The organism is Alkalibacterium putridalgicola, assembly GCF_040959045.1.
Taxonomy (GTDB): Bacteria; Bacillota; Bacilli; order Lactobacillales; family Carnobacteriaceae_A; genus Alkalibacterium; species Alkalibacterium putridalgicola.
The window spans coordinates 2,224,477-2,244,341 of sequence record NZ_CP162615.1; the positions used below are offsets into that span (position 1 = coordinate 2,224,477).

Here is a 19,865-nt window from a genome sequence, read left to right on the forward strand (position 1 = left end):
GTCATTCCTCCTCGGTCAAAAGTTCCGGCCACTCATTATGTTCAAGGAAATAGCGGATCGACTCCGACAATTTAGTGAGTTCCAGCTTACCGTGTGCCAGACGGCGTTCAGCTTCTTTCTCCAGCTGCTCTTTCAGCTCCTTGTCTTTCATCAGCTTCGTATTGATCGTCACATTCAGGACGGCCGTTTCCAGCACACTTCCCATAAACAAAGTCGCGACCATCAAATCATTCACAATGGTCCCTTTCATACGAAAAGCCGTCAGTTCTTTCAAAACTTGAATAAGGTTCTGTCCTTCCTCCAGCATCAGGCGTGGAGGCTCCACGGCTCCTTTCAGTGCCGCTTCAACGGCTTTCTGTCGGGCCTTCTTTTCCTCTTGTGTTCCTTTAGACAGCTTGTAGGCATCCAGTACCGGTTCAAAAGCCACCGCATCTGCTTTGGCCAGCTCTTCAAAAGCTTCTCTGATTCGCTCCGCTTCGTTTAATAGAAAATTTAATTCATCCTTCTTTTCAGCGTAGGTTTTCTTGTCTTTCTGGATATCGGCGACCATACGCACCAGTGAGGCACTCATGGCTCCAATATACGCTGCGGCACTTCCGCCCCCCGACACGCCGTCTTTGGATCCTAATTCTGTCAAATAAGCAGAAAATGTTTCATCCTTCATTAGAATCCCTCCTTAAAATAATCCGGTGATTTTTCCTTCCGCATTCACATCCACCTGTTCGGCAGAAGGCACTTTAGGCAAACCCGGCATACGCATGATGTTACCTGTCAGGACGACGATAAAGCCGGCGCCGGCAGAAACGGACAAATCACGAATGTTCACTTCAAAGTCAGTCGGTCTGCCCAGGGCTTTGGCATCGTCCGATAATGAATACTGTGTTTTTGCCATACAGATCGGCAGGTCACTGTAACCCAGTTTCGTCAGACGTCTGGCTGTGCGTTTGGCAGCCACGCTCCATTCGGTCCCTTTACCACCGTAGACAGACTGAACGATCTTGTCGACTTTCGTTTCGATGGTATCGCCCAGCTCATAGGCAAAGGTCATTTCAGAATCCTGTTCACACAGTTTGACCACTTCTTCAGCCAATTCCACACCGCCGGCTCCGCCTTCAGCCCAGACATTCGACTGAACGACTTTACTTCCGGTGGCTTCGATCGCTTCTTTCAGGACATCCAGCTCTTCCTGAGTGTCTCCAGGGAAGGCGTTGATGGCGACCACGGCAGGAAGATTAAAGGTCGTTTGAATGTTTTCGATATGTTTTAAAAGGTTCGGCAGACCAGCTTTCAGGGCTTCTGTATTTTCTTCAGCCAGATCGGTCTTTTTGACACCACCATGCATCTTCAATGCCCGGATCGTTGCGACAATAACAACGGCATCCGGTTTGACATCACCAATACGGCATTTGATGTCGATGAACTTCTCAGCACCCAGATCAGCACCGAAACCGGCCTCTGTCACCACGTAATCAGCATGAGCCAGCGCCATTTTAGTTGCCAGAAGACTGTTACAGCCATGGGCGATATTGGCGAACGGTCCGCCGTGAATAAATACCGGGGTATGTTCAAGGGTCTGGACCAGGTTAGGTTTCAAAGCATCTTTCAAAAGTGCTGCGACAGCCCCCTGCGCATTCAGATCGCCCAGTTTGACCGGTTCATTATTAAAGGTGTACCCGATCAGGCAGTCGCTTAATTTTTCTTTCATTTCATCTAAGGAATGAGACAGGCATAAAACCGCCATGATCTCAGAAGCCACGGTGATATCGAAGCCGCCTTCTCTTGGCATGCCGTTCGTGCGTGCCCCGATCCCGCTGACGATCGAACGCAGCTGACGGTCGTTCATGTCCATGGCACGTCGCCAGGTGATGCGTCTTGGATCGATATCCAACTCATTCCCATGGTAAATATGGTTATCGATCATGGCAGAAACCAGATTATTTGCCGCACCGATCGCATGGATATCTCCGGTGAAGTGCAGGTTGATGTCTTCCATCGGGATGACTTGAGCAAATCCCCCTCCTGCCGCACCGCCTTTCACTCCAAATACAGGTCCTAAAGAAGGTTCGCGTAAAGCAATGGCAGACTTTTTACCGATTTTCTGCAAGGCATCTCCTAGACCGACAGAAATCGTCGTTTTTCCTTCACCGGCCGGAGTCGGATTGATAGCCGTGACTAAAATCAGTTTTCCATTATTTGTTTCTTTATTATGTAGGGCACTGAAATCCACTTTGGCCTTGTATTTTCCGTAATGATCCAGATCCTCTTTGTCGATCGACAATTTTTGTGCGATTTCTTCTATTGGAAGCATTTCTGTTGACTGTGCTATTTCGATATCACTTTTCACCATGTTTACTCCTCCTTATAGTTGGAACCTGTTTGATAACCCTGCATGCCCTTCTGAAGAAATGTAAGGGTATACAACGCTTGTATTTAACCTGTTTTCAGTATAACACAGGATAAGCATCCGCCAATTAAAATCTATTAAGATTTCTGTTTGATCAGGTTTGTCCGATTTGACTAATTATATTCAATGAGATCTATATTGGCTGTGCTCAAAAGAAAGATCTCCTGAGCGCGTTCAATGAATGCCGTATTAGCAGTGCTCAAAGAAATTTTCTTCTGGGTACACCTAATGATGGCAATAATGGACGTACTCACCGCTATTTGCTTTCGAGTACGTTCAATGAGAGCCGCATTGGCAGTACCCAAAGGCGACCTGGTCTGAGTACACCTAATGATGGCAGTATTGGGCGTACTCACCGCTATTTGCTTTCGAGTACGCTCAATGAGAGCCGCATTGGCAGTGCTCAAAAGAAAGATTCCCTGAGCGCGTTCAATCAAGGTAACATTGGCAGTGCTCAAAGGCGATCTGGTCTGAGTACGGCTAATATATAGTTCACGGAGCAAGCCATCCACACGTTGTCTACGGATCGATAATATACCTTCTATACTTCTCATAAATCTGAACAATACTTCAATAGACAGACTGAACTTTATCTCATTCAAGAATTTCGATAAGAAACAATCGACATTTTTGCTTAAATTTCGTATGATAAGTATAGAAGTGAATGAAGGAGGACCTATCGTGAAAATCATAGACCGCACAGCGCTGACTCTACTCATCATTGGTGGCATACATCTTTTACTTATCGGCTTGTTCGGATTTAATCTAGTCGAAACATTACTCGGCGAAGTCGATCAATGGGGCGTGCGCATTGTTTATATTTTAATTGGACTGAGTGCCTTATGGTGCTTTAAATACTACTCTTTCACCCCAAGAGGCGGAAGTCGATTAAAAGACAGGTAACAGGATCTGAAAAAGACAGGAGCAGAATTTTCTGCAGCCTGTCTTTTTGTTTACCCTCTTTAAAGAAGTGAAGATAATTCAGTATAGTCAAGATCCAGGTCATTGGCTACTGCTTCGTTCGTCACTTTTCCTTTATACACGTTCATCCCGGCAGCTAAACCTTCATTCGCCTGCATCGCTTCAACCACACCTTTATTCGCCAGTTGAAGGGCATACTGGATCGTATCATTCGTTAATGCCAGTGTAGCCGTTCGAGGAACCGCTCCCGGTATATTGGCCACGCCATAGTGAACCACACCATGTTTCACGAAGGTCGGTTTATCATGAGTGGTTGGTTCGTCAAGTGTCTCAAAATTACCGCCCTGATCGATCGCGATATCAACGATAACCGATCCTTTTTCCATCGATTTGACCATGTCCTCCGTCACTAACTTAGGCGCCTTATGTCCTGGAATCAGGACGGATCCGATGACCAGGTCAGATTTCTTGACCGCTTTGGCAATATTCGAAGGTGTCGAGGCCAGCGTTTGAACATCATTCCCGAACAGATGGATCAGTTCACGCATACGCTCTGGATTCAGTTCCAGGATGTTGACATTGGCGCGCATCCCGATAGCCATACGTGCAGCGTTCTCGCCAACCACACCGCCGCCGATGATCGTGACTGTCCCTTTTTCTACTCCGGGTACGCCCCCGAGCAGCAAACCTTTACCGCCCTGTTTTTTCTCAAGATGATGGGCTCCCAGCTGAACTGCCATACGTCCGGCCACTTCACTCATCGGTGTCAAGAGAGGCAGTGTACCGTTTTTAGTGACTGTTTCATAGCCGATAGCCGTCACTTCAGTGTCTGCGAGTGCTTTTGTCAGCTCAGGCGCGGCAGACAGGTGGAGGTATGTGAATAAGACCAATCCTTTGCGGAAATATTTATATTCTTCTTTCAAAGGTTCTTTCACCTTCATGACCATCTCTGCGCTGTTCCATACTTCTTCAGCTGAATCGATAAGTCGAGCTCCACTTTCACGATACTCATTATCTGTAAAGCCACTGCCTTCTCCAGCATCTTTTTCGACCAGGACCTCGTGCCCGCTGTCGACAAGTCGCTTGACATTGAATGGTGTCAAGGCTATTCGAAACTCATTATTCTTTATCTCTTTCGGTAGTCCAATGATCATAAGTGTAAAATCCTCTCTGTTTAATATTTTTTATAGTAGTGCATAAGACAACATCAAAAGTATCCCGGTTATTATGAACAGGATGCCCCCTACCCGGATCATTAAAGGGAACCATTCAGGAAACTGTGTGTGTGCCGCCCGCTTTTGAGCGTTTTTTGCCCACCTGTCAGAATATTTGAATGAAAAATATCCATATACGATTAAAGCTATTCCGATAACGATCAGCATGCTTATCTCCTTTGACTAGATAAATTGGTTAAACGATTTTTAAAAATGTAATGCATCACGGTCTGTCCCTCTCGTCATGTCACGCCAGCTATAGAAGCCGGCATCCAGTCCACGGAGCAGTACTTCAGCCGATCCCATATTTGTAGCCAATGGGATTTCGTAAACGTCGCATAAGCGAAGCAACGCGGAGATATCCGGTTCATGTGCCTGCGAGGTCAGTGGATCACGGATGAAAATCACCAGATCCATTTTATTATCAGAAATGTAGGCTCCGATCTGCTGGTCGCCTCCAAGCGGACCGGATTTAAAGCGGTGGATATCCAGTCCCGTTTCATCCATGATCCGTTTTCCTGTGGTCCCCGTGGCATACAGATCATGCTTGCTTAAAATCAGCTTATACGCCTCGGCGATTTTAACAATATCATCTTTCTTTTTATCGTGCGCTATCAGTGCTATGTTCATGCTTGATCTCCCCCATAAGTAAGAACTGTAAATCATTGTACCCTCACTATAACATAATATTTAAAGGAAAATACATTTAGCGCACTAACTATAATGAGTCTTGAACAATCGTTTTACTTGTCTAAAAAAATCCTGAGCGATAGACTGATAATAGATTGATTAAAGGAGGAATTTTGATTATGAGCAAGAAAGTAGCAGCTGTACTAACCCATTTATTTGAAGATGTCGAATTCACCTCGCCGAAAGAAGAACTGGAGAAAGCCGGACATACCGTGGAAACGATAGGGTTCGAAGCAGGTGAAACAGTAGAAGGCAAAAAAGGCAATGCCTCAGTAACGATCGATAAAAGTATCGACGAGGTATCGCCGGACGACTATGACGCCCTGCTTATTCCAGGCGGCTATTCACCCGATAAACTGCGCAAAGACGAGCGTTTCCTGAACTTCGCGCGTGCCTTCGCAGACAATAAGCCTATCTTTTCCATTTGTCACGCCCCACAGTTACTGATCAATGCCGAAGTGGTGAAAGGGAAAGACATTACGTCCGTCAGCCAGGTCGCGATCGATCTGAAAAATGCCGGTGCGAACTTCCTGGACAAAGAAGTCGTCAAAGATAAATCCGGTCTGATCTCCAGTCGTACACCGGATGACTTGCCCGCTTTCAATAAAGCGATCATCGACGCGTTAAGTGAGTAAATTATAATTTTTATGTGGCGAATCCTTAGATGTTTTTAAGGATTCAAATCACACGATTTGGTACACTTACAATGTGGAAAATAAGTACACGTTTCTTTTCTCCCCAAACAGATAAAGCAGAGGAATCCCCCGAAACGTCTGTCTATCTGTGAAAAGAAAACTTGTTTGAGACCATTGTTCATTCTCCCCGGATTGAATGGTTTTTCTCAAATGACATATATTAGACGTTAAGTCTTATCCCCAAAACCATCTTTTCTAGAGGAAAAGATGGTTTTTTATGTTCTTAAAATGTCTTTTGTCGTGATAATTAGGTACAGGACATAACAAAAAACTAAATTTCATCATACATTCATCATAAATAATTCAAATTTATTTTCTATACTTGATTCATACCCACAACAACCAACTTATTTTTGGCAGCTGCGCTCCTCCAAGCGCGGACTGACCACTCCTTTTTTTACCACTAGCTGCCTGGCAGTTAGTGGTTTTTTGTTTGTCTTCAATTATATAGAGGAGATTAAAAAACAATATTGTACTTAATTTCGAGGTTGTCCTGCTTCTCATCCCCCTCACAAACCCCTTCATACCAGCTTTTTTATTCAAAATGACTGCATTGAGTTAAATTTATAAAATACGTAAATCCAGTTGTAATCGCTTTCGCCTTGAGCTTTTCAATCAGGCTTTCTATAATTAGTCATGTTGCTTTTGAGTCTCACATTTTACCGGTAAATACTGTGAGAAAGGAGAACACAGATGATTGAATTTGATCACATCACTAAAACATTTAAAGAAAACGACCGTTCATTCGCTGCCTTGTCAGACATTTCGCTCTCCATTCATGAAGGAGAAGCCTTCGGTGTCATAGGGGAGAGCGGTGCGGGAAAGTCGACGCTGCTCCGACTGATCAACGCATTAGAAAAACCTACCCGCGGTTCAGTCACCATTGACGGCGTTGAGGTTTCCAACTTATCAAAAGCAGACTTACGGGATATCCAGAAACGCATCGGCATGATTTTCCAGCAGTTCAATCTGCTGAACAATAAGACCGTTGCAGAAAATGTCCATCTGCCTTTGGAACTGCATGATTACTCTGCTGCTTTGACGACGGAGGAAGTCTTGAGATTCGTCGGTCTGGAAGACAAGAAAGACAGTTACCCTTCACAGCTGAGCGGCGGCCAGAAACAGCGGGTGGGGATTGCCCGTGCTCTGATCACACGTCCTGACATTTTACTGTGTGACGAACCGACGTCGGCTCTGGATCAGAACACCACAGAAGAAATCGTCGAGGTCCTGAAGAAAGCACATAAAGAATTCAAAATGACGATCATCGTAGTGACCCATGAACTGCCCGTCATCAAAGAATTGTGTCAGCGGGCCGCGATCATGGATCAGGGAGAAGTCAGAGACATCATTGACGTCAAGCGGTCAGCCGAACAAGTCAATGTAAAACCCTATCACGAACGGGCGATCGAGGTGTTGAGTAATGACTGAAGAGATAGGCTTGTACATCGAACGCGTCATTGACTATCTGCCGCGCATGCTGGAAAGTTTAGGAGAAACGGGGATCATGCTGTTCTTTGCCATGCTGGCAGCAATTCTGATGGGAATTCCAGTGGGCACCCTGCTTTATCTGACAAGCTCCGGCCAGCCGACTGAACACCGGCTGCTCAATCGCATCATCAATGCGCTCGTCAATATCATCCGGTCGTTTCCGTTTTTACTTCTAGTCGTGGCCATGCAGCCTTTTATCAGACAAGTCTACGGCCGGGCGACCGGGGATCCGATAGCGGCTTCCTTTCCGATGATCGTTATTGCGATCGCCTTGTACGCACGCTTTGTGGAACAGTCGCTGAACGAGATTCCTAAAGGGATCATCGAAACGGCACAGTCCATGGGTGCGACGACCTGGCAGCTGGTCTGGAAATTCCTTTACGTGGAAGCACGGAGCAGTCTGGTCATCGGCTTTACTACGGCCGTCATCAGTTTCGTTTCCTACTCCACCATCATGGGCGTGGTTGGCGGCGGCGGGATCGGTGACTTTGCCATCCGCTACGGCTATCAGCGCTATGAGACCGATATTATGTACACGGCCATTGTCCTGATCATCATCCTGGTCGAGATTTTCCAGTGGCTCGGACTCAAACTGGCTAAAAAGTTAGATAAACGATAAAATTACTTACTATAGAGGGAGATCATTATTATGTTTAAAAAAGGATTATTACTGGGAACCACGGCTTTACTTTTATCAGCCTGCGGTGCGGCGGATGAAACGACGGAAGATACGGCAAATGAAGGAACAGAAGAAACCACTGAAGAAACAGTGACCATTCGCGTCGCCTCTCACCTGCCACCAATGACTGACATCGTTGAGATCGCCGGAGACGTGATCGAAGACGGTTATGAAGTGGAGCTTGTCGAAGTATCTGACAACATCCAGTACAATGAAGCGTTGCTGAACGAAGAAGTGGATGCCAACTTTGCCCAGCACGAACCGTTCATGGAAATGTTCAACGAAGAACGCGATGGAAACTTAGTTACCCTGCAGCCGATATATAATGCCATCGTCGGCTTCTATTCACCCGTTTATGATTCTGTCGAAGACATCGAAGACGGTGCGGAAGTTGCCATCCCAAGTGATCCGACCAACGAAGCACGTGCCTTGATTACGCTTGAAGAGCATGACTTGATTAAACTGGATCCGGAAGTCAGCAAAGCTGAAGTAACGGATACTGATGTGGTTGATAATCCCTACAACTTCACCTTTACACACGTGGATCTATTAAACCTGACAGCGTCCTATGAAGACGGCGTGGAACTAGTATTCAACCTTCCAACGTATATTGCAGCTGTTGATTTAACTCCGGAAGACGCTGTGATCCTGCAGGCAGACGAACAAAACCGCTTTGCGATAACACTCGTTGCCCGTGAAGACAACCAGGATTCAGAAGAGATCCAGGCACTCGTTGACGCCATGACAAGTCAGGAAGTGTACGATTTCTTAGACGAATTGGCTGAGAACGGTCATTTGAGACCTGCTTTCGAGCCAGGCGAATAAGAGTTAACTAATGCAAAACAGACCGTTCAGTCTTAAGTGACTGGACGGTCTGTTTTTGTTTAGTAATCAATATAAAGCAGTAATTATAAGTTTTCAGCTTGCTTACTGCTTTTGGAATTTGATTAAGTACGATCATTCATAGTACGTACCGCTATTTGTACCGGAAGAAACTAAATGAGTTTGGAGGACATTCCGTATCTTTCTGTAGTTTACAGTATTCCCACACCAATCATCTATCATGGAGGTGGTTATTTTTTGATCCGGAAACAGAAACTTAAATTCCTCTACACTCTCTAAAATTAATTCTTCTATCGATATTTGCTTAAAACATGTTTTACAGCAGCAGGAGCGTTGCGTAATAATCAGTTCAAATGATCCACAGGAACAGGATACGCCCGTTTTGAACTCTTCGAAATCATATGAAGGCAGCTTCCTTTGAAACAAAGAGTCTGTTTTGTGTCTATCGATCAGTTTATCCGATAAATAAATAGACTGTTTTGTCAGATTCTTGCATTTAGCATTTAAACCAACTAAGTGTTCCTTGATTTGTGTAGGAAAAATAATCGGGTCTTCCAGTCTGGCGTTATAAAGGGTGAAGGCATCGTTGATAAATACAACATGTGCTTCGATTCTATAAGACATCCCCCAATCCTTAAGCAATTGACGCAGTAGTTCTTTCGTTCGTTTGAGCTGAATCAATGGATTTGTTATCTCTTGTCCGCTTGTGTAAGACAGCTGTCCCGAGTTCATTTGAAAATCACCTTTATAATTTTTTATCTCATAAAGATAAATCGTATCAGCCGTGATGATCAGTGCATCTATCTGAAAAGTATTCCCTTTATTCTCAATCAGCAAATCGTTTAATGCACGTGCCTCCCCGTTCAGATGTGTTTTGACGAGTGCGTCAAAATATTCCTCTCCTTCAAAGCCTTTTTCCAGACTGATCAAGTACCGTTTATCTGCATCATTCAACTTCGTTCGCTTGTCCAAGTAATTCAAACCAATGAGTAATTTTGATTTTTCTCTCTTTTTAATGACTATCATTTCTTCACCTCACTAATACTATTGTCTAATTAGCGAAAAAATGATTTTTTTAGTCAAAACTTTTTTAGAGCTTTTTAAGAATGAACGAATAGGCATGCCTGCCTATTCGAGACCTTACAAGAGCACCTGGAGCGCGTTTTCTTTTCAGCTTGTGGATAAGGAATATCGCTTAGTGCTGCTCAAAGTCTTGATCTATTTGGGCTAGCCGATATTGACTTCACTTAGCATTACTCAAATGTTTTTTCGCTTGAGCTTGCCGATGTAGAAGTTACATCGCACAACTCAGGTGAATTCTGGTCTGGGTTTGCCGATGTTGGTCCTATATAGTACAACTCAAAAGGATTTTCTCCTGGGTCTGCCGATGTAGACCCTATATAGCACAGCTCAAAAGGATTTTCGCCTGGGTCTGCCGACGTAGGCCCTATATAGTACAGCTCAAAAGAATTTCCGCCTGGGTCTGCCGATGTAGGCCCTATATAGCACAGCTCACAAGGATTTTCTCCTGGGTTTACCGATGTAGGCCCTTTATAGCACAGCTCACAAAAATTTCCATTTCAGCTTACCAATGATGCACTCATTCATCATCTCTCAGGCAATAAAGCCTCACAAAACACTGCAATCATTGAAATACCGCATCATTCTGGAGCAGGTCATGAACGTGTGCCACATCTTTATCTCCGCGTCCCGAAATCGTCACGATAACAGATTCGCCGGAAGAGAATTCTGGAGACATTTTCTTCACTAACGCTACAGCGTGCGCACTTTCCAGGGCCGGGATGATGCCTTCTGTGGAAGAAAGCTCTTTAAAGGCATCCATTACTTCTTTTTTCGACACCGTATAATACTCAGCTCGTCCGCTCTCTTTTAAATAACTATGTTCCGGTCCGATCCCTGGATAGTCAAGACCTGCTGCAATAGAATAAGTCGGAGCCGGGTTACCGTTCTCGTCCTGTAAGACAAGTGTTTTGAACCCATGGAGTTCAGTCGCGGTCCCTTTACTCATCGTTGCGGCTTCTTCGGGTTCCGATCCGATCAGCCGGACACCTTCTTCTTCGATATAATGCGCAAAGGAACCTATGGCATTGCTGCCGCCACCTGTGACCGCGAAGACGGCAGCTGGAAGTTTCCCTTCTTTTTCTAAAATCTGACGTTTCGATTCTTCACTGATCACTGACTGGAAGTACTTGACGATCGACGGATATGGATGCGGACCGACTGCTGAACCTAGCAGATAAAAGGTGTTGGCGTAATTTTCCACCAGATCCCCCAGTGCAACGTCCACAGCATCTTTCAGTCTGCCTTGACCCTGAGAAACCGCAACGACTTCTGCGCCAAGCAGTTCCATACGGAAAACATTCAGTGCCTGTCGTTCGGTGTCCAGTTTCCCCATATAGATCGTGCAGTCCATGCCGAACATCGCACAGGCTGTTGCTGTCGCGACACCATGCTGACCGGCTCCAGTCTCAGCTATGATCCGGTGCGTCCCCATGCGCTTGGCCAGCAGGATCTGCCCGATCACATTATTGATTTTATGGGCGCCGGTATGATTCAAGTCTTCCCGTTTCAGATAGATCTTAGGACCGCCGTAAATTTTAGTCAGACGTTCCGCATAGGTCAGGGGGTTATCTCTTCCGACGTACTCTTTCAGAACATCTTTATATTCCTTTACGAATTCAGGGTCATCTTTATACGTTTCAAACGCCTCTTCTATTTTATCCAGGGCTTTCTGCAGATTCTCAGGCACGAAACTTCCGCCAAAGTCGCCGAAAAATCCTTTTTCAGCTGTCATCATGTTTTCCACTCTCCTTTTGAAATTTCACTTTCGTGTTTCACCTGTCACCATTTACGTTCAGCTTATACCGTCTCCAGAGCATCTTCTTTTTCAAAAAGAACAAAGAGATCTTCAAGTGTGAGCTTGTCTTTCTCTTCCTGATTCAGATCCAATTTCACTTTCCCGTTTTCCATCAGAATCAATCGGTTACCGTATGTCAGAGCATCTTCCATACGGTGCGTGATCATTAAACAGGTCAGTTCTTTTTGCTGGATCATCTGATTCGTCAGGGTCATCAGACGTTTGGAGGTTTTGGGATCCAGAGCTGCGGTATGTTCGTCTAGAAGCAGCAGATCCGGCTGGGTCAGTGTCGTCATCAATAAACTCAAGGACTGGCGCTGCCCCCCGGACAAATGACCGGTCGGTGTATCAAGATGATTATCCAGTCCGTTACCGACTGACGCACACAACTGTTTAAAGTCTTCACGATTCTCTTTCAGTCTTCTCGGAAAAAAGTGACGTTTCTGACCACGTTTCAAGGCCAGCAGAAGATTCTCTTCCACCGTCATGCGGGGCGCGGTCCCCATTTTAGGATCCTGAAACACGCGACCGATAAAACGTGCGCGCTTTTCTTCCGGCCAGTTCGTTACCGGCTTTCCATTAAACGCGATCCGTCCGCTGGTCACGGGCTGAGAACCCGTGATGCTGTTGAACAACGTCGACTTCCCGGCTCCATTACCGCCCAGCACTGTAATAAAATCTCCTTCGCGGATCGTCAGATCGACATGATCCAAAATCATGTTGTTCGTATCTGATTCGTTCTGTATGATTTTTGTGACCTGCTTCAATTCCAGTAGTCCGTTCATGCGCGCTCTTCCTTTCCAGTAAGCCTATCCAGTTTCAGTCCTTTGTGAAGCTGCGGTGTCATCAGGAAAACGGCCAGTATCGACGAACTGAAAAGTCGAATATAGGTCGTATCGAAGCCGAACCGTATCACGGCTAAAAGCAATAGCTGATACAACACACTTCCGATAACGATCGTCACGAGTCTCTCACCCAGAGTCACTTCTTTGAATACCACTTCGGCAATGATGATCGAAGCCAGACCGATGACGATAATGCCTATGCCGCCGTTGACATCAGCGTAGCCGTTACTCTGCGCAATCAGCGCACCAGACAAGGCAATGATGCCGTTTGAAACAACGAGTCCAAGGATTTTCATATTGTCCGTCTGGATCCCGAGCGACCGCGCCATCGATTCATTGTCACCTGTCGCAATGTAAGCCTGGCCTTTACTGGTATAAAAGAAGAACAGTAAGCCGCTCACTACTAAAATGAGCATCCCTATACCCACGATCACCACATCAAAGTAATTCGGCAAGCCGGCGAATGCATCGTAAAGTCTTGGATGATTCAAAAGACTCAGGTTCGGACGCTGCATAACAAACAGCATGACCGAATGCAGGCCCGACATCACGAGGATTCCGGACAAGATCACGGGCACTTTCCCTTTGGTGAACAGTAACCCCGTCACCAGTCCCGCCCCCATGCCTGCGAAAACAGCCACAAGTGTAGCAACTACCGGATGAATCCCTGAAACGATGCCGGTGACGGCAACCGCTGCCCCCAGTGGAAACGAGCCTTCCGCCGTCAGATCCGGAAAGTTTAAAATACGGTAAGTGGTGTAAATACCGATCCCTAAGATGGCCCACAAAAAGCCTTGTGCGATTGCGGATATAAGCATGTTCTGATTTCCTTTCTTATTCGTCTGATTCGATGACAGTTGCCTCATCCAGTACGGATTGAGGGATGTCGATGCCAAGCAGTTCAGCTTGTTCCAGGTTGACCAGTTTGTCGCCTTCATTTAAAACGTAAACGGGGAAGTCGCTTGGGTCAGTACCGTCTAAGACTTCTGCAGCCATTCGGCCACTCTCAAAGCCAGTATCGGTCTGATTGATACCCACTGTTGCCAGACCACCTTGGGCGATCATGGAATCCACTGTCGGGATAAGCGGGACGTCATAGCGGTTTGCTTCACTCACCACGGTATCAAAAGCACTGGCGATCGTGTTGTCTGTCGGCAAGTAGATCGCATCCACTTCCTGACTCATCGTTGCGACGGTCTGCTGGATCTCGTTCGTGCTTGAAACAGTATACTCAACGGGATTCAGTCCCATGTCTTCGATCGCTGTAATCGCACGTTCCGCTTCGGCGCGCGCATTGTCCTCACCTGAGCTGTACAATACACCAATATCCGATGCTTCGGGCAGCAATTCCAGCATCATATCAAGCTGAGCCTGAACTGGGGCTTCGTCTTTGACACCCGTAATATTTTTTCCCGGTGTTTCTTCCGAATCAACTAAGCCGGCACCTACAGGATCACTAACAGCTCCCATAATGATCGGGATCTCGTCTGTCGCATTGGCAAAGGCCTGACTCGCCGGTGTTCCGATACCTATCAAAATATCCGCGCCGTCTTCAACCAGTGACTGGGCCATCGTGTTCATCAAATTCTGGTCGCCCTGGCCATTCTGGAAGAGGACTTCGGTATTCTCGCCGTCGACGTAGCCGTTTTCTGCCAGCCCGTCGATAGCCCCTTTAGTAATGGCATCCAGTGCCGGGTGACTCGTTGTCTGCAGGATGCCGACAACAAAGGTCTCGTCTTCATCTGTTTCCTCTGAAACTTCTGACGTATCTGTGCCTTCCGAAGTGGCTGGAACCTCTTCCTGCGTTTCGCCTTCGCTTGAGTCAGCTAAAGAAAAAGCAAACACCCCGACCAGTAATACCACAAGTGCACCTAACATAACCAATAGTTTTTTATTTTTCATTTTTGAACAGTCCTCTCTGAATTTGTTTGTCTTTTTATCGTTTTTTATTTAACCATTCCCAGTCAGATGTCATCTGCATCAATCCCTTCTTATGTAAAACAGTAATGTATTCCGCCGCTTAATTTACCGCTTATATAGAAAATCGGGTAAACAAAAAGGCGATCCCCACGAATATAAAACTCTAGTCGTGGAAATCGCCTATAAAACAGCAAAAAGCCACACAGATGGTGTTGTCATCTATGTGGCGTAAATTCAAATAAAGCATCAGAAACAAGCCGGCATAGATACAAAATTTAGATTGATCTAAACGTTGTATCCATGAAAGAAAAAGATCCTATCATCTATACAACGATCTGCGCCAGCTTTGCCAAGCATTATTCAGTTGTACTGAGCTAACAGATTGTGTATACATGCGAACCTCTCCTTCGTTGTTTTCTAATGTGATTCTCATACTACACGGCCATTTATCGTTCGTCAAGGATTATTTCTCAACTTTTTTAAAAAAAGTATACCGCTCGTTTTGCAGCGCCTAAAATCCCGCCGACTATTTAATGATTTTCGTGATGCGCCAGTCGACCAGCTTTTGTGTCAGGAAATTGATCAGCAAGGTTCCCAGGGCGATGACCAGTACATGGTCACCAGTCACACCTTGAGAGAAATACAGATAGACCAGTGCCAAAATCAGTAACATATTCACACTGCTGTTTAGTATGATAAGACTCTTTATCCGCTCATCTTCCGGTTCTTTTCCCTTCAGTAAAGCGGCGACGTTGAGTCCCCGGTACATCGTTACAAAAGTCGAAGCATAGTTTTTTTGAGCTGCCTTTACAATGCCCAAGACCTGCAGGACGATGATACCTAATGAAAACAAGATGACAAAAGGGGTTAAAATAGCCACGGTTCACTCTCCTTCAGAAGGTTTCTCCCTTCAGTTGTTACTCTAACTTTAGGTAAAAGATTTCATCCTGTCAATCATTCATTTAATCATTCCCCTCCGATCCGTGTTAAAATAGTAGATAACTGAAAAAAGAGGTGCAGAAATTATGAAGAGAAAGAAAGTAGCAGTTATCGGTGCCGGCGTGGTCGGAGCCTCAGCTGCCTATATACTGAGTAAAGAAACAGATATCGACCTGACTATCTACGACGAAGGCATAGGTCAGGGGACATCGGCCGCAGCCGGGATCATCAGTCCCTGGCTGTCCAAACGCCGCAACAAAAAGTGGTACAACATGGTGAAAGCGGGCGCCGCTTTCTATCCTGATTTTCTTTCAGAAGTCATGGACGGCGAACCCGTACCATCAAGCGTATACAAACGCGTCGGGACCCTTCTCTTCAAGCAGAAAGATAAACAGCTTGAGGAGCTGCTTGAAATCGGGCTGAAACGGCGGGAAGACGCGCCTGAGATCGGAGAACTGACCATTCTGCCTCCACAAAAAATCAAAGAGATGATTCCCATTTATACTAAAAACAAGTCCGCCCTGTATGCTTCAGGCGGCGCACGTGTAGACGGTGAAAAACTGGTGGAGCTGCTTTTAAGTAAAGCCGTCAGTAACGGGGCTGTTTTGAAGCGTGAGCGCGTCTCAGTCGAACAGGATAGGAAAATGTACGCTGTTGTTTCAGAAAGCGAAACAGAGCACGTGGATGCTGTCATCCTGGCCGTCGCAGCCTGGCTGCCTGAACTTTTAGAACCTTTAGGATATGATATAGATATTCGTCCGCAGAAAGGCCAGCTGGTGGAAGTGACCTTCGACGGATACGATACGCAGAACTGGCCAGTCGTCATGCCTGAAGGTGAAAAAGACATCACGCCTTTTGAAAATGGGACAGTCGTTATCGGTGCCACCCATGAAAATGATAAGGGTTTTGATTTGGAAATAGAAAGAACAGCCTTGACTTCCATGATCAAAGAAGCATCAGAAACCTTTTCTCATTATTTCAGCACCTCCTCTATCACTTCCTACCGGTCGGGGACACGGGCGTATACGTCTGATTTCTCACCCTTTATGGGGAAAGTCCCGGAGCTGCCGAATGTCGTTGCCGCAAGCGGTCTAGGTTCCACTGGTCTGACAGCCGGCCCCTTAGTCGGTAAGTGTCTAGCTGACCTCATCCTGCATAAAGAACCCCTTCTATCGCTAGAGGATTATCCTATCGGTAAGTACATCAAGAAACAGGACTAGTCCGATGAAACAACGATTTGTCCAGGCAAGGATATACGGCATAATTTGAGAAAGAGCAGCCCCCGAAGCACTATATATTAAAGTCAACTCATGCGGGTACAGTCATTGGGTGAGTTGTCATGGTTCTATCACTTATAGGCGGCTTCTTTTGGGGGCTTTCTTTAGGTATCGTACGGTTCATTTAAGTTTGATTCGTTTTAACCACTGAAAAAAGACTGAACTGGGCAGCCATCATTTTCAGTACATTGACATGCTCATAGCTATCATATAAAAATAGGACACAAAAATCCCTTGCGGAGAGAATTTCTATCTCTCTGCAAGGGATTGCCTTATTCCTGGCCTGTTGTGTCGACTGGATTCCTTATTTCCTTCTTCGTCAGGTAGAGGCTGTAGATACCCAGACTGACGGAAAGGACCGCAAGCCCCAGTGAATAGCCGCCGATGATATCAGACGGATAATGTACGCCCAGATAGATACGGCTGATTCCGATCAAAGCAATCAGCGGAATGATGACAATGATAGAAGGCAAAATCACTTTCCATTTCGAGTACGTTCGGATAATCAGAAAGAGCAGCGCACCGTAGGCGATCATCGATCCCATCGCATGGCCGCTTGGGAAAGAATAGCCGCCCTGTTCGATCAGCGGTTCAAAATCAGTCGGTCGTTCACGCTGGAAAATATATTTAACGACCTGATTCATCACGCCGGCTCCGACACTGACCGTGATGAAATACCACCAGGCAATCTGCTTATTTTTCTTATAAAAACCAGTATAACCTGAAACTGCCAGAGTCAGGAGGGCAATGAACCAGCCGTCACCAAGCCGAGTAATGAAAATAAAGAAAGTATTCAGAAGTGACTCTCTTTCATCATAGAATTCAGCCCCGATCATCTCATCGAGTGTGCCCACAAACCCCCAGTCATAGAAACTCATCCATGCCAGTAAAATAAACGGGATCGTCATGACCAGTCCCAGCATAAAAAGTCGTCTCGGTCTGCCAAAGTGTTTAATTAAAAATTCTTTTATATCATCCATAATCTAATCTCCTCAGATATGTCGTTACTGTAATCTTCCCTATTTTTCATAAAAATATCAAATCATATGCATTGATTTCACGTTTCTCCCTTTGACTTACAGAAACGAATTCTGTAAAGTAAGACAGGGAAACTCTAACATCAGAGAACCATTTTCTCCCAAAATATGTCATTAAAGACAGTAAAATAGAGGAGTATGAAATGAAAGTATTTGATTATGAAGATATACAACTGATCCCAGCCAAATCTATCGTCCGCAGTCGTTCGGAGTGTGACACCCGGGTAACGCTTGGCAAACATACCTTTGCGCTGCCTGTCGTACCGGCGAATATGCAGACGGTCATCGATGATGAGCTTGCCGTCTGGTTAGCTGAAAATAATTATTTTTACATCATGCACCGTTTTGAAGAAGATGACAGAAAAGGTTTCATTAAAAAAATGAAAGAAAAACAGCTGATCACCTCAATCAGTTTAGGTGTGAAGGACTATGAATACGATTTTGTAAGAGAATTGGACGAGGAAAACCTTGTTCCTGATTATATAACGATCGATGTGGCCCACGGTCATTCAGACCAGGTCATCGATATGATCAAACATGTGAAAAAATATATGCCACAGACCTTCCTGATCGCCGGAAACGTCGGTACGCCGGAAGCTGTGCGTGAACTGGAAAATGCCGGAGCTGACGCGACAAAAGTAGGCATCGGTCCCGGAAAAGTATGTACAACCAAACTCAAAACCGGCTTTGGTACCGGTGGATGGCAGCTGGCGGCACTTTCGTCCTGTTCTAAAGCGGCAAGAAAACCGCTGATCGCAGATGGCGGTATCCGTACACACGGCGACATTGCAAAATCCATCCGTTTCGGCGCGACCATGGTTATGATCGGATCAATGCTAGCCGGGCATGAACAGTCTCCGGGTAAAATGATCGAAGTCAACGGGACTGTCTACAAAGAATACTTCGGCAGCGCGTCTTCTCACCAAAAAGGCGAACGAAAAAATGTTGAAGGCAAAAAAATGCTGACGGAATATAAAGGCGATATTTCAGACACCCTGCTTGAAATGCAGCAGGATCTTCAGTCTTCTATTTCTTATGCCGGCGGTAATGATATCGAAGCATTGAGAAAAGTGGACTACGTTATCGTCAAAAATTCCATCATGAACGGTGATAATTATAATGCGAGCGGCATCGATGTCCCCGACAGTTTTGCTTCAAGTAACTTTAACGGTTAACTGATTATATAGAAAACACGATCTCTCGTCTAAACGGGAGATCGTGTTTTTTTATTTTTTAAACAGCTCAACGATAATAACGATGATGATATACAAGAATGCAATAAATAACGCAATAAAGATCGTCCAAAACGGCATATCGATAACGAGACTCAAGAGCAGATAAATGACTAGCGTAAAAAACGGGACTGTAACGATCGTTTTCGGATCAATATCCATAGTCTACCCTTCTCACTCAGTCTTTTGATTGATTTCGGCAACAGCGTTCACTATTCTTTCCACACTGTCTTCAACTGTCTTGTTTTCAATAACGAGATCGGCTTCTTCAGGCGGCTTCAGTTCATCGGTAGACTGACTGAACCTTATCCGCTCAGCTATTTTATTCTCCTTGTCCCCTCGCGCCTTCATCCTTTTTTCCATTTCTTCTTCGGAAACATAGACAAAGACCACGAACGTTTCTTCGGGATACACAGCCTTCATGGCTTTTGCGCCGTTTCTATCCAGAGACACGTGGACAAGCGGGTGATGGATCAACGCTTCACGAACTTCCGCTTTAGTCAAACCGTAGAGCCTGTCATTATAGACCGTCTGTTCCACAAAATCATCCGGATCCAAGTCTTCTGCACTTCTGAAATAATAATCGATACCATCCGTTTCACCATGGCGTGGTTTACGCGTAGTCGTCGTGACAAGTTTGGGATAGCCCTTTTTGGAAAGTTCTTCCCCTAACGTCGTTTTCCCGCTGCCGCTTGGACCTACGAGTACAATGATCCGTTTTCCGCTCATAACTCCCCTGCTTTCTTTATCACTAATTTGTAGTTCCTTTGTATAAAAACCATCGTTCGTCTTTCACTTGA

At 45.5% G+C, this 19,865-nt stretch carries 20 protein-coding genes; 7 read left to right on the forward strand and 13 right to left on the reverse strand.

Annotated features, from left to right (window positions below; translation table 11 throughout):
* Nucleotide 1: 1 nt before the first annotated feature.
* Both AB4027_RS10625 and AB4027_RS10630 read right to left on the reverse strand, forming a co-directional pair.
* On the reverse strand, nt 2–664 hold the full coding sequence (locus tag AB4027_RS10625; RefSeq protein ID WP_368645311.1) for a cyclodeaminase/cyclohydrolase family protein: 663 nt from the start codon (nt 662–664) through the stop codon (nt 2–4).
* A 12-nt stretch (nt 665–676) separates the two neighbouring features.
* A complete protein-coding gene (locus tag AB4027_RS10630; RefSeq protein ID WP_368645312.1) occupies nt 677–2,347 on the reverse strand; it encodes a formate--tetrahydrofolate ligase in 1,671 nt (556 codons plus the stop codon).
* A 738-nt stretch (nt 2,348–3,085) separates the two neighbouring features.
* Here AB4027_RS10630 and AB4027_RS10635 point away from each other — a divergent pair.
* The gene (locus tag AB4027_RS10635) at nt 3,086–3,307 is read left to right on the forward strand and encodes a DUF378 domain-containing protein (RefSeq protein WP_368645313.1); all 222 of its coding nucleotides are present in this window, start codon (nt 3,086–3,088) and stop codon (nt 3,305–3,307) included.
* A gap of 59 nt (nt 3,308–3,366) precedes the next feature.
* On the opposite strand, the gene ald is transcribed toward AB4027_RS10635, so the two are convergent.
* Nucleotides 3,367–4,479 carry an alanine dehydrogenase gene (gene ald, locus AB4027_RS10640; protein ID WP_368645314.1) on the reverse strand — a complete coding sequence of 371 codons (1,113 nt, stop codon included), beginning with the start codon at nt 4,477–4,479 and terminating at the stop codon, nt 3,367–3,369.
* 267 nt (nt 4,480–4,746) lie between these two features.
* Entirely contained in the window at nt 4,747–5,169 is a 423-nt protein-coding gene (gene mgsA / locus AB4027_RS10645; protein WP_091489919.1) for a methylglyoxal synthase, read from the reverse strand.
* 179 nt (nt 5,170–5,348) lie between these two features.
* Here mgsA and AB4027_RS10650 point away from each other — a divergent pair, with 179 nt between their 5' ends.
* The 4 genes from AB4027_RS10650 to AB4027_RS10665 all read left to right on the forward strand — a co-directional run bounded on the left by AB4027_RS10650 (nt 5,349) and on the right by AB4027_RS10665 (nt 8,919).
* The gene (locus AB4027_RS10650; RefSeq protein ID WP_368645315.1) at nt 5,349–5,864 is read left to right on the forward strand and encodes a type 1 glutamine amidotransferase domain-containing protein; all 516 of its coding nucleotides are present in this window, start codon (nt 5,349–5,351) and stop codon (nt 5,862–5,864) included.
* A gap of 753 nt (nt 5,865–6,617) precedes the next feature.
* A complete protein-coding gene (locus AB4027_RS10655) occupies nt 6,618–7,355 on the forward strand; it encodes a methionine ABC transporter ATP-binding protein (RefSeq protein ID WP_368645316.1) in 738 nt (245 codons plus the stop codon).
* Entirely contained in the window at nt 7,348–8,034 is a 687-nt protein-coding gene (locus AB4027_RS10660; RefSeq protein ID WP_091489911.1) for a methionine ABC transporter permease, read from the forward strand. Before AB4027_RS10655 ends, AB4027_RS10660 begins: the two co-directional genes overlap by 8 nt.
* 30 nt (nt 8,035–8,064) lie before the next feature.
* Nucleotides 8,065–8,919, forward strand: a complete 855-nt coding sequence (locus AB4027_RS10665) for a MetQ/NlpA family ABC transporter substrate-binding protein (protein ID WP_368645317.1) — start codon at nt 8,065–8,067, stop codon at nt 8,917–8,919.
* Nucleotides 8,920–9,051: 132 nt separating this feature from the next.
* On the opposite strand, the gene AB4027_RS10670 is transcribed toward AB4027_RS10665, so the two are convergent.
* From AB4027_RS10670 to AB4027_RS10695, 6 genes are all read right to left on the reverse strand, one after another.
* On the reverse strand, nt 9,052–9,963 hold the full coding sequence (locus AB4027_RS10670; protein ID WP_368645318.1) for a nuclease-related domain-containing protein: 912 nt from the start codon (nt 9,961–9,963) through the stop codon (nt 9,052–9,054).
* Nucleotides 9,964–10,582: 619 nt separating this feature from the next.
* On the reverse strand, nt 10,583–11,752 hold the full coding sequence (gene trpB, locus AB4027_RS10675; protein ID WP_368646430.1) for a tryptophan synthase subunit beta: 1,170 nt from the start codon (nt 11,750–11,752) through the stop codon (nt 10,583–10,585).
* 65 nt (nt 11,753–11,817) lie between these two features.
* Nucleotides 11,818–12,600, reverse strand: a complete 783-nt coding sequence (locus tag AB4027_RS10680; protein ID WP_368645319.1) for an ABC transporter ATP-binding protein — start codon at nt 12,598–12,600, stop codon at nt 11,818–11,820.
* Nucleotides 12,597–13,478, reverse strand: a complete 882-nt coding sequence (locus tag AB4027_RS10685) for an ABC transporter permease (protein ID WP_368645320.1) — start codon at nt 13,476–13,478, stop codon at nt 12,597–12,599. Before AB4027_RS10685 ends, AB4027_RS10680 begins: the two co-directional genes overlap by 4 nt.
* Before the next feature lie 16 nt (nt 13,479–13,494).
* A complete protein-coding gene (gene trpX, locus AB4027_RS10690; RefSeq protein ID WP_091489896.1) occupies nt 13,495–14,562 on the reverse strand; it encodes a tryptophan ABC transporter substrate-binding protein in 1,068 nt (355 codons plus the stop codon).
* Nucleotides 14,563–15,106: 544 nt separating this feature from the next.
* Nucleotides 15,107–15,460, reverse strand: coding sequence for a hypothetical protein (locus AB4027_RS10695; RefSeq protein WP_368645321.1), 354 nt, complete (start codon nt 15,458–15,460; stop codon nt 15,107–15,109).
* 145 nt (nt 15,461–15,605) lie between these two features.
* Between AB4027_RS10695 and AB4027_RS10700 the strand changes: the two genes are divergently transcribed.
* The gene (locus AB4027_RS10700; RefSeq protein ID WP_368645322.1) at nt 15,606–16,739 is read left to right on the forward strand and encodes an NAD(P)/FAD-dependent oxidoreductase; all 1,134 of its coding nucleotides are present in this window, start codon (nt 15,606–15,608) and stop codon (nt 16,737–16,739) included.
* A 329-nt stretch (nt 16,740–17,068) separates the two neighbouring features.
* Here the strand turns inward: AB4027_RS10700 and AB4027_RS10705 are convergent, their stop codons facing one another.
* Nucleotides 17,069–17,776: a phosphatase PAP2 family protein gene (locus AB4027_RS10705; protein WP_368645323.1), complete on the reverse strand. Its 708-nt coding sequence runs from the start codon at nt 17,774–17,776 to the stop codon at nt 17,069–17,071.
* Nucleotides 17,777–17,976: 200 nt separating this feature from the next.
* Here AB4027_RS10705 and guaC point away from each other — a divergent pair, with 200 nt between their 5' ends.
* Complete coding sequence (guaC, locus tag AB4027_RS10710; protein WP_091489886.1) at nt 17,977–19,008, forward strand: GMP reductase; 1,032 nt, start codon at nt 17,977–17,979, stop codon at nt 19,006–19,008.
* A 51-nt stretch (nt 19,009–19,059) separates the two neighbouring features.
* Here guaC and AB4027_RS10715 read toward each other — a convergent pair whose 3' ends face one another.
* Nucleotides 19,060–19,227 carry a hypothetical protein gene (locus AB4027_RS10715; RefSeq protein ID WP_177165560.1) on the reverse strand — a complete coding sequence of 56 codons (168 nt, stop codon included), beginning with the start codon at nt 19,225–19,227 and terminating at the stop codon, nt 19,060–19,062.
* A gap of 12 nt (nt 19,228–19,239) precedes the next feature.
* The gene (locus AB4027_RS10720) at nt 19,240–19,794 is read right to left on the reverse strand and encodes a guanylate kinase (RefSeq protein WP_368645324.1); all 555 of its coding nucleotides are present in this window, start codon (nt 19,792–19,794) and stop codon (nt 19,240–19,242) included.
* Between the last annotated feature and the right edge of the window lie 71 nt (nt 19,795–19,865).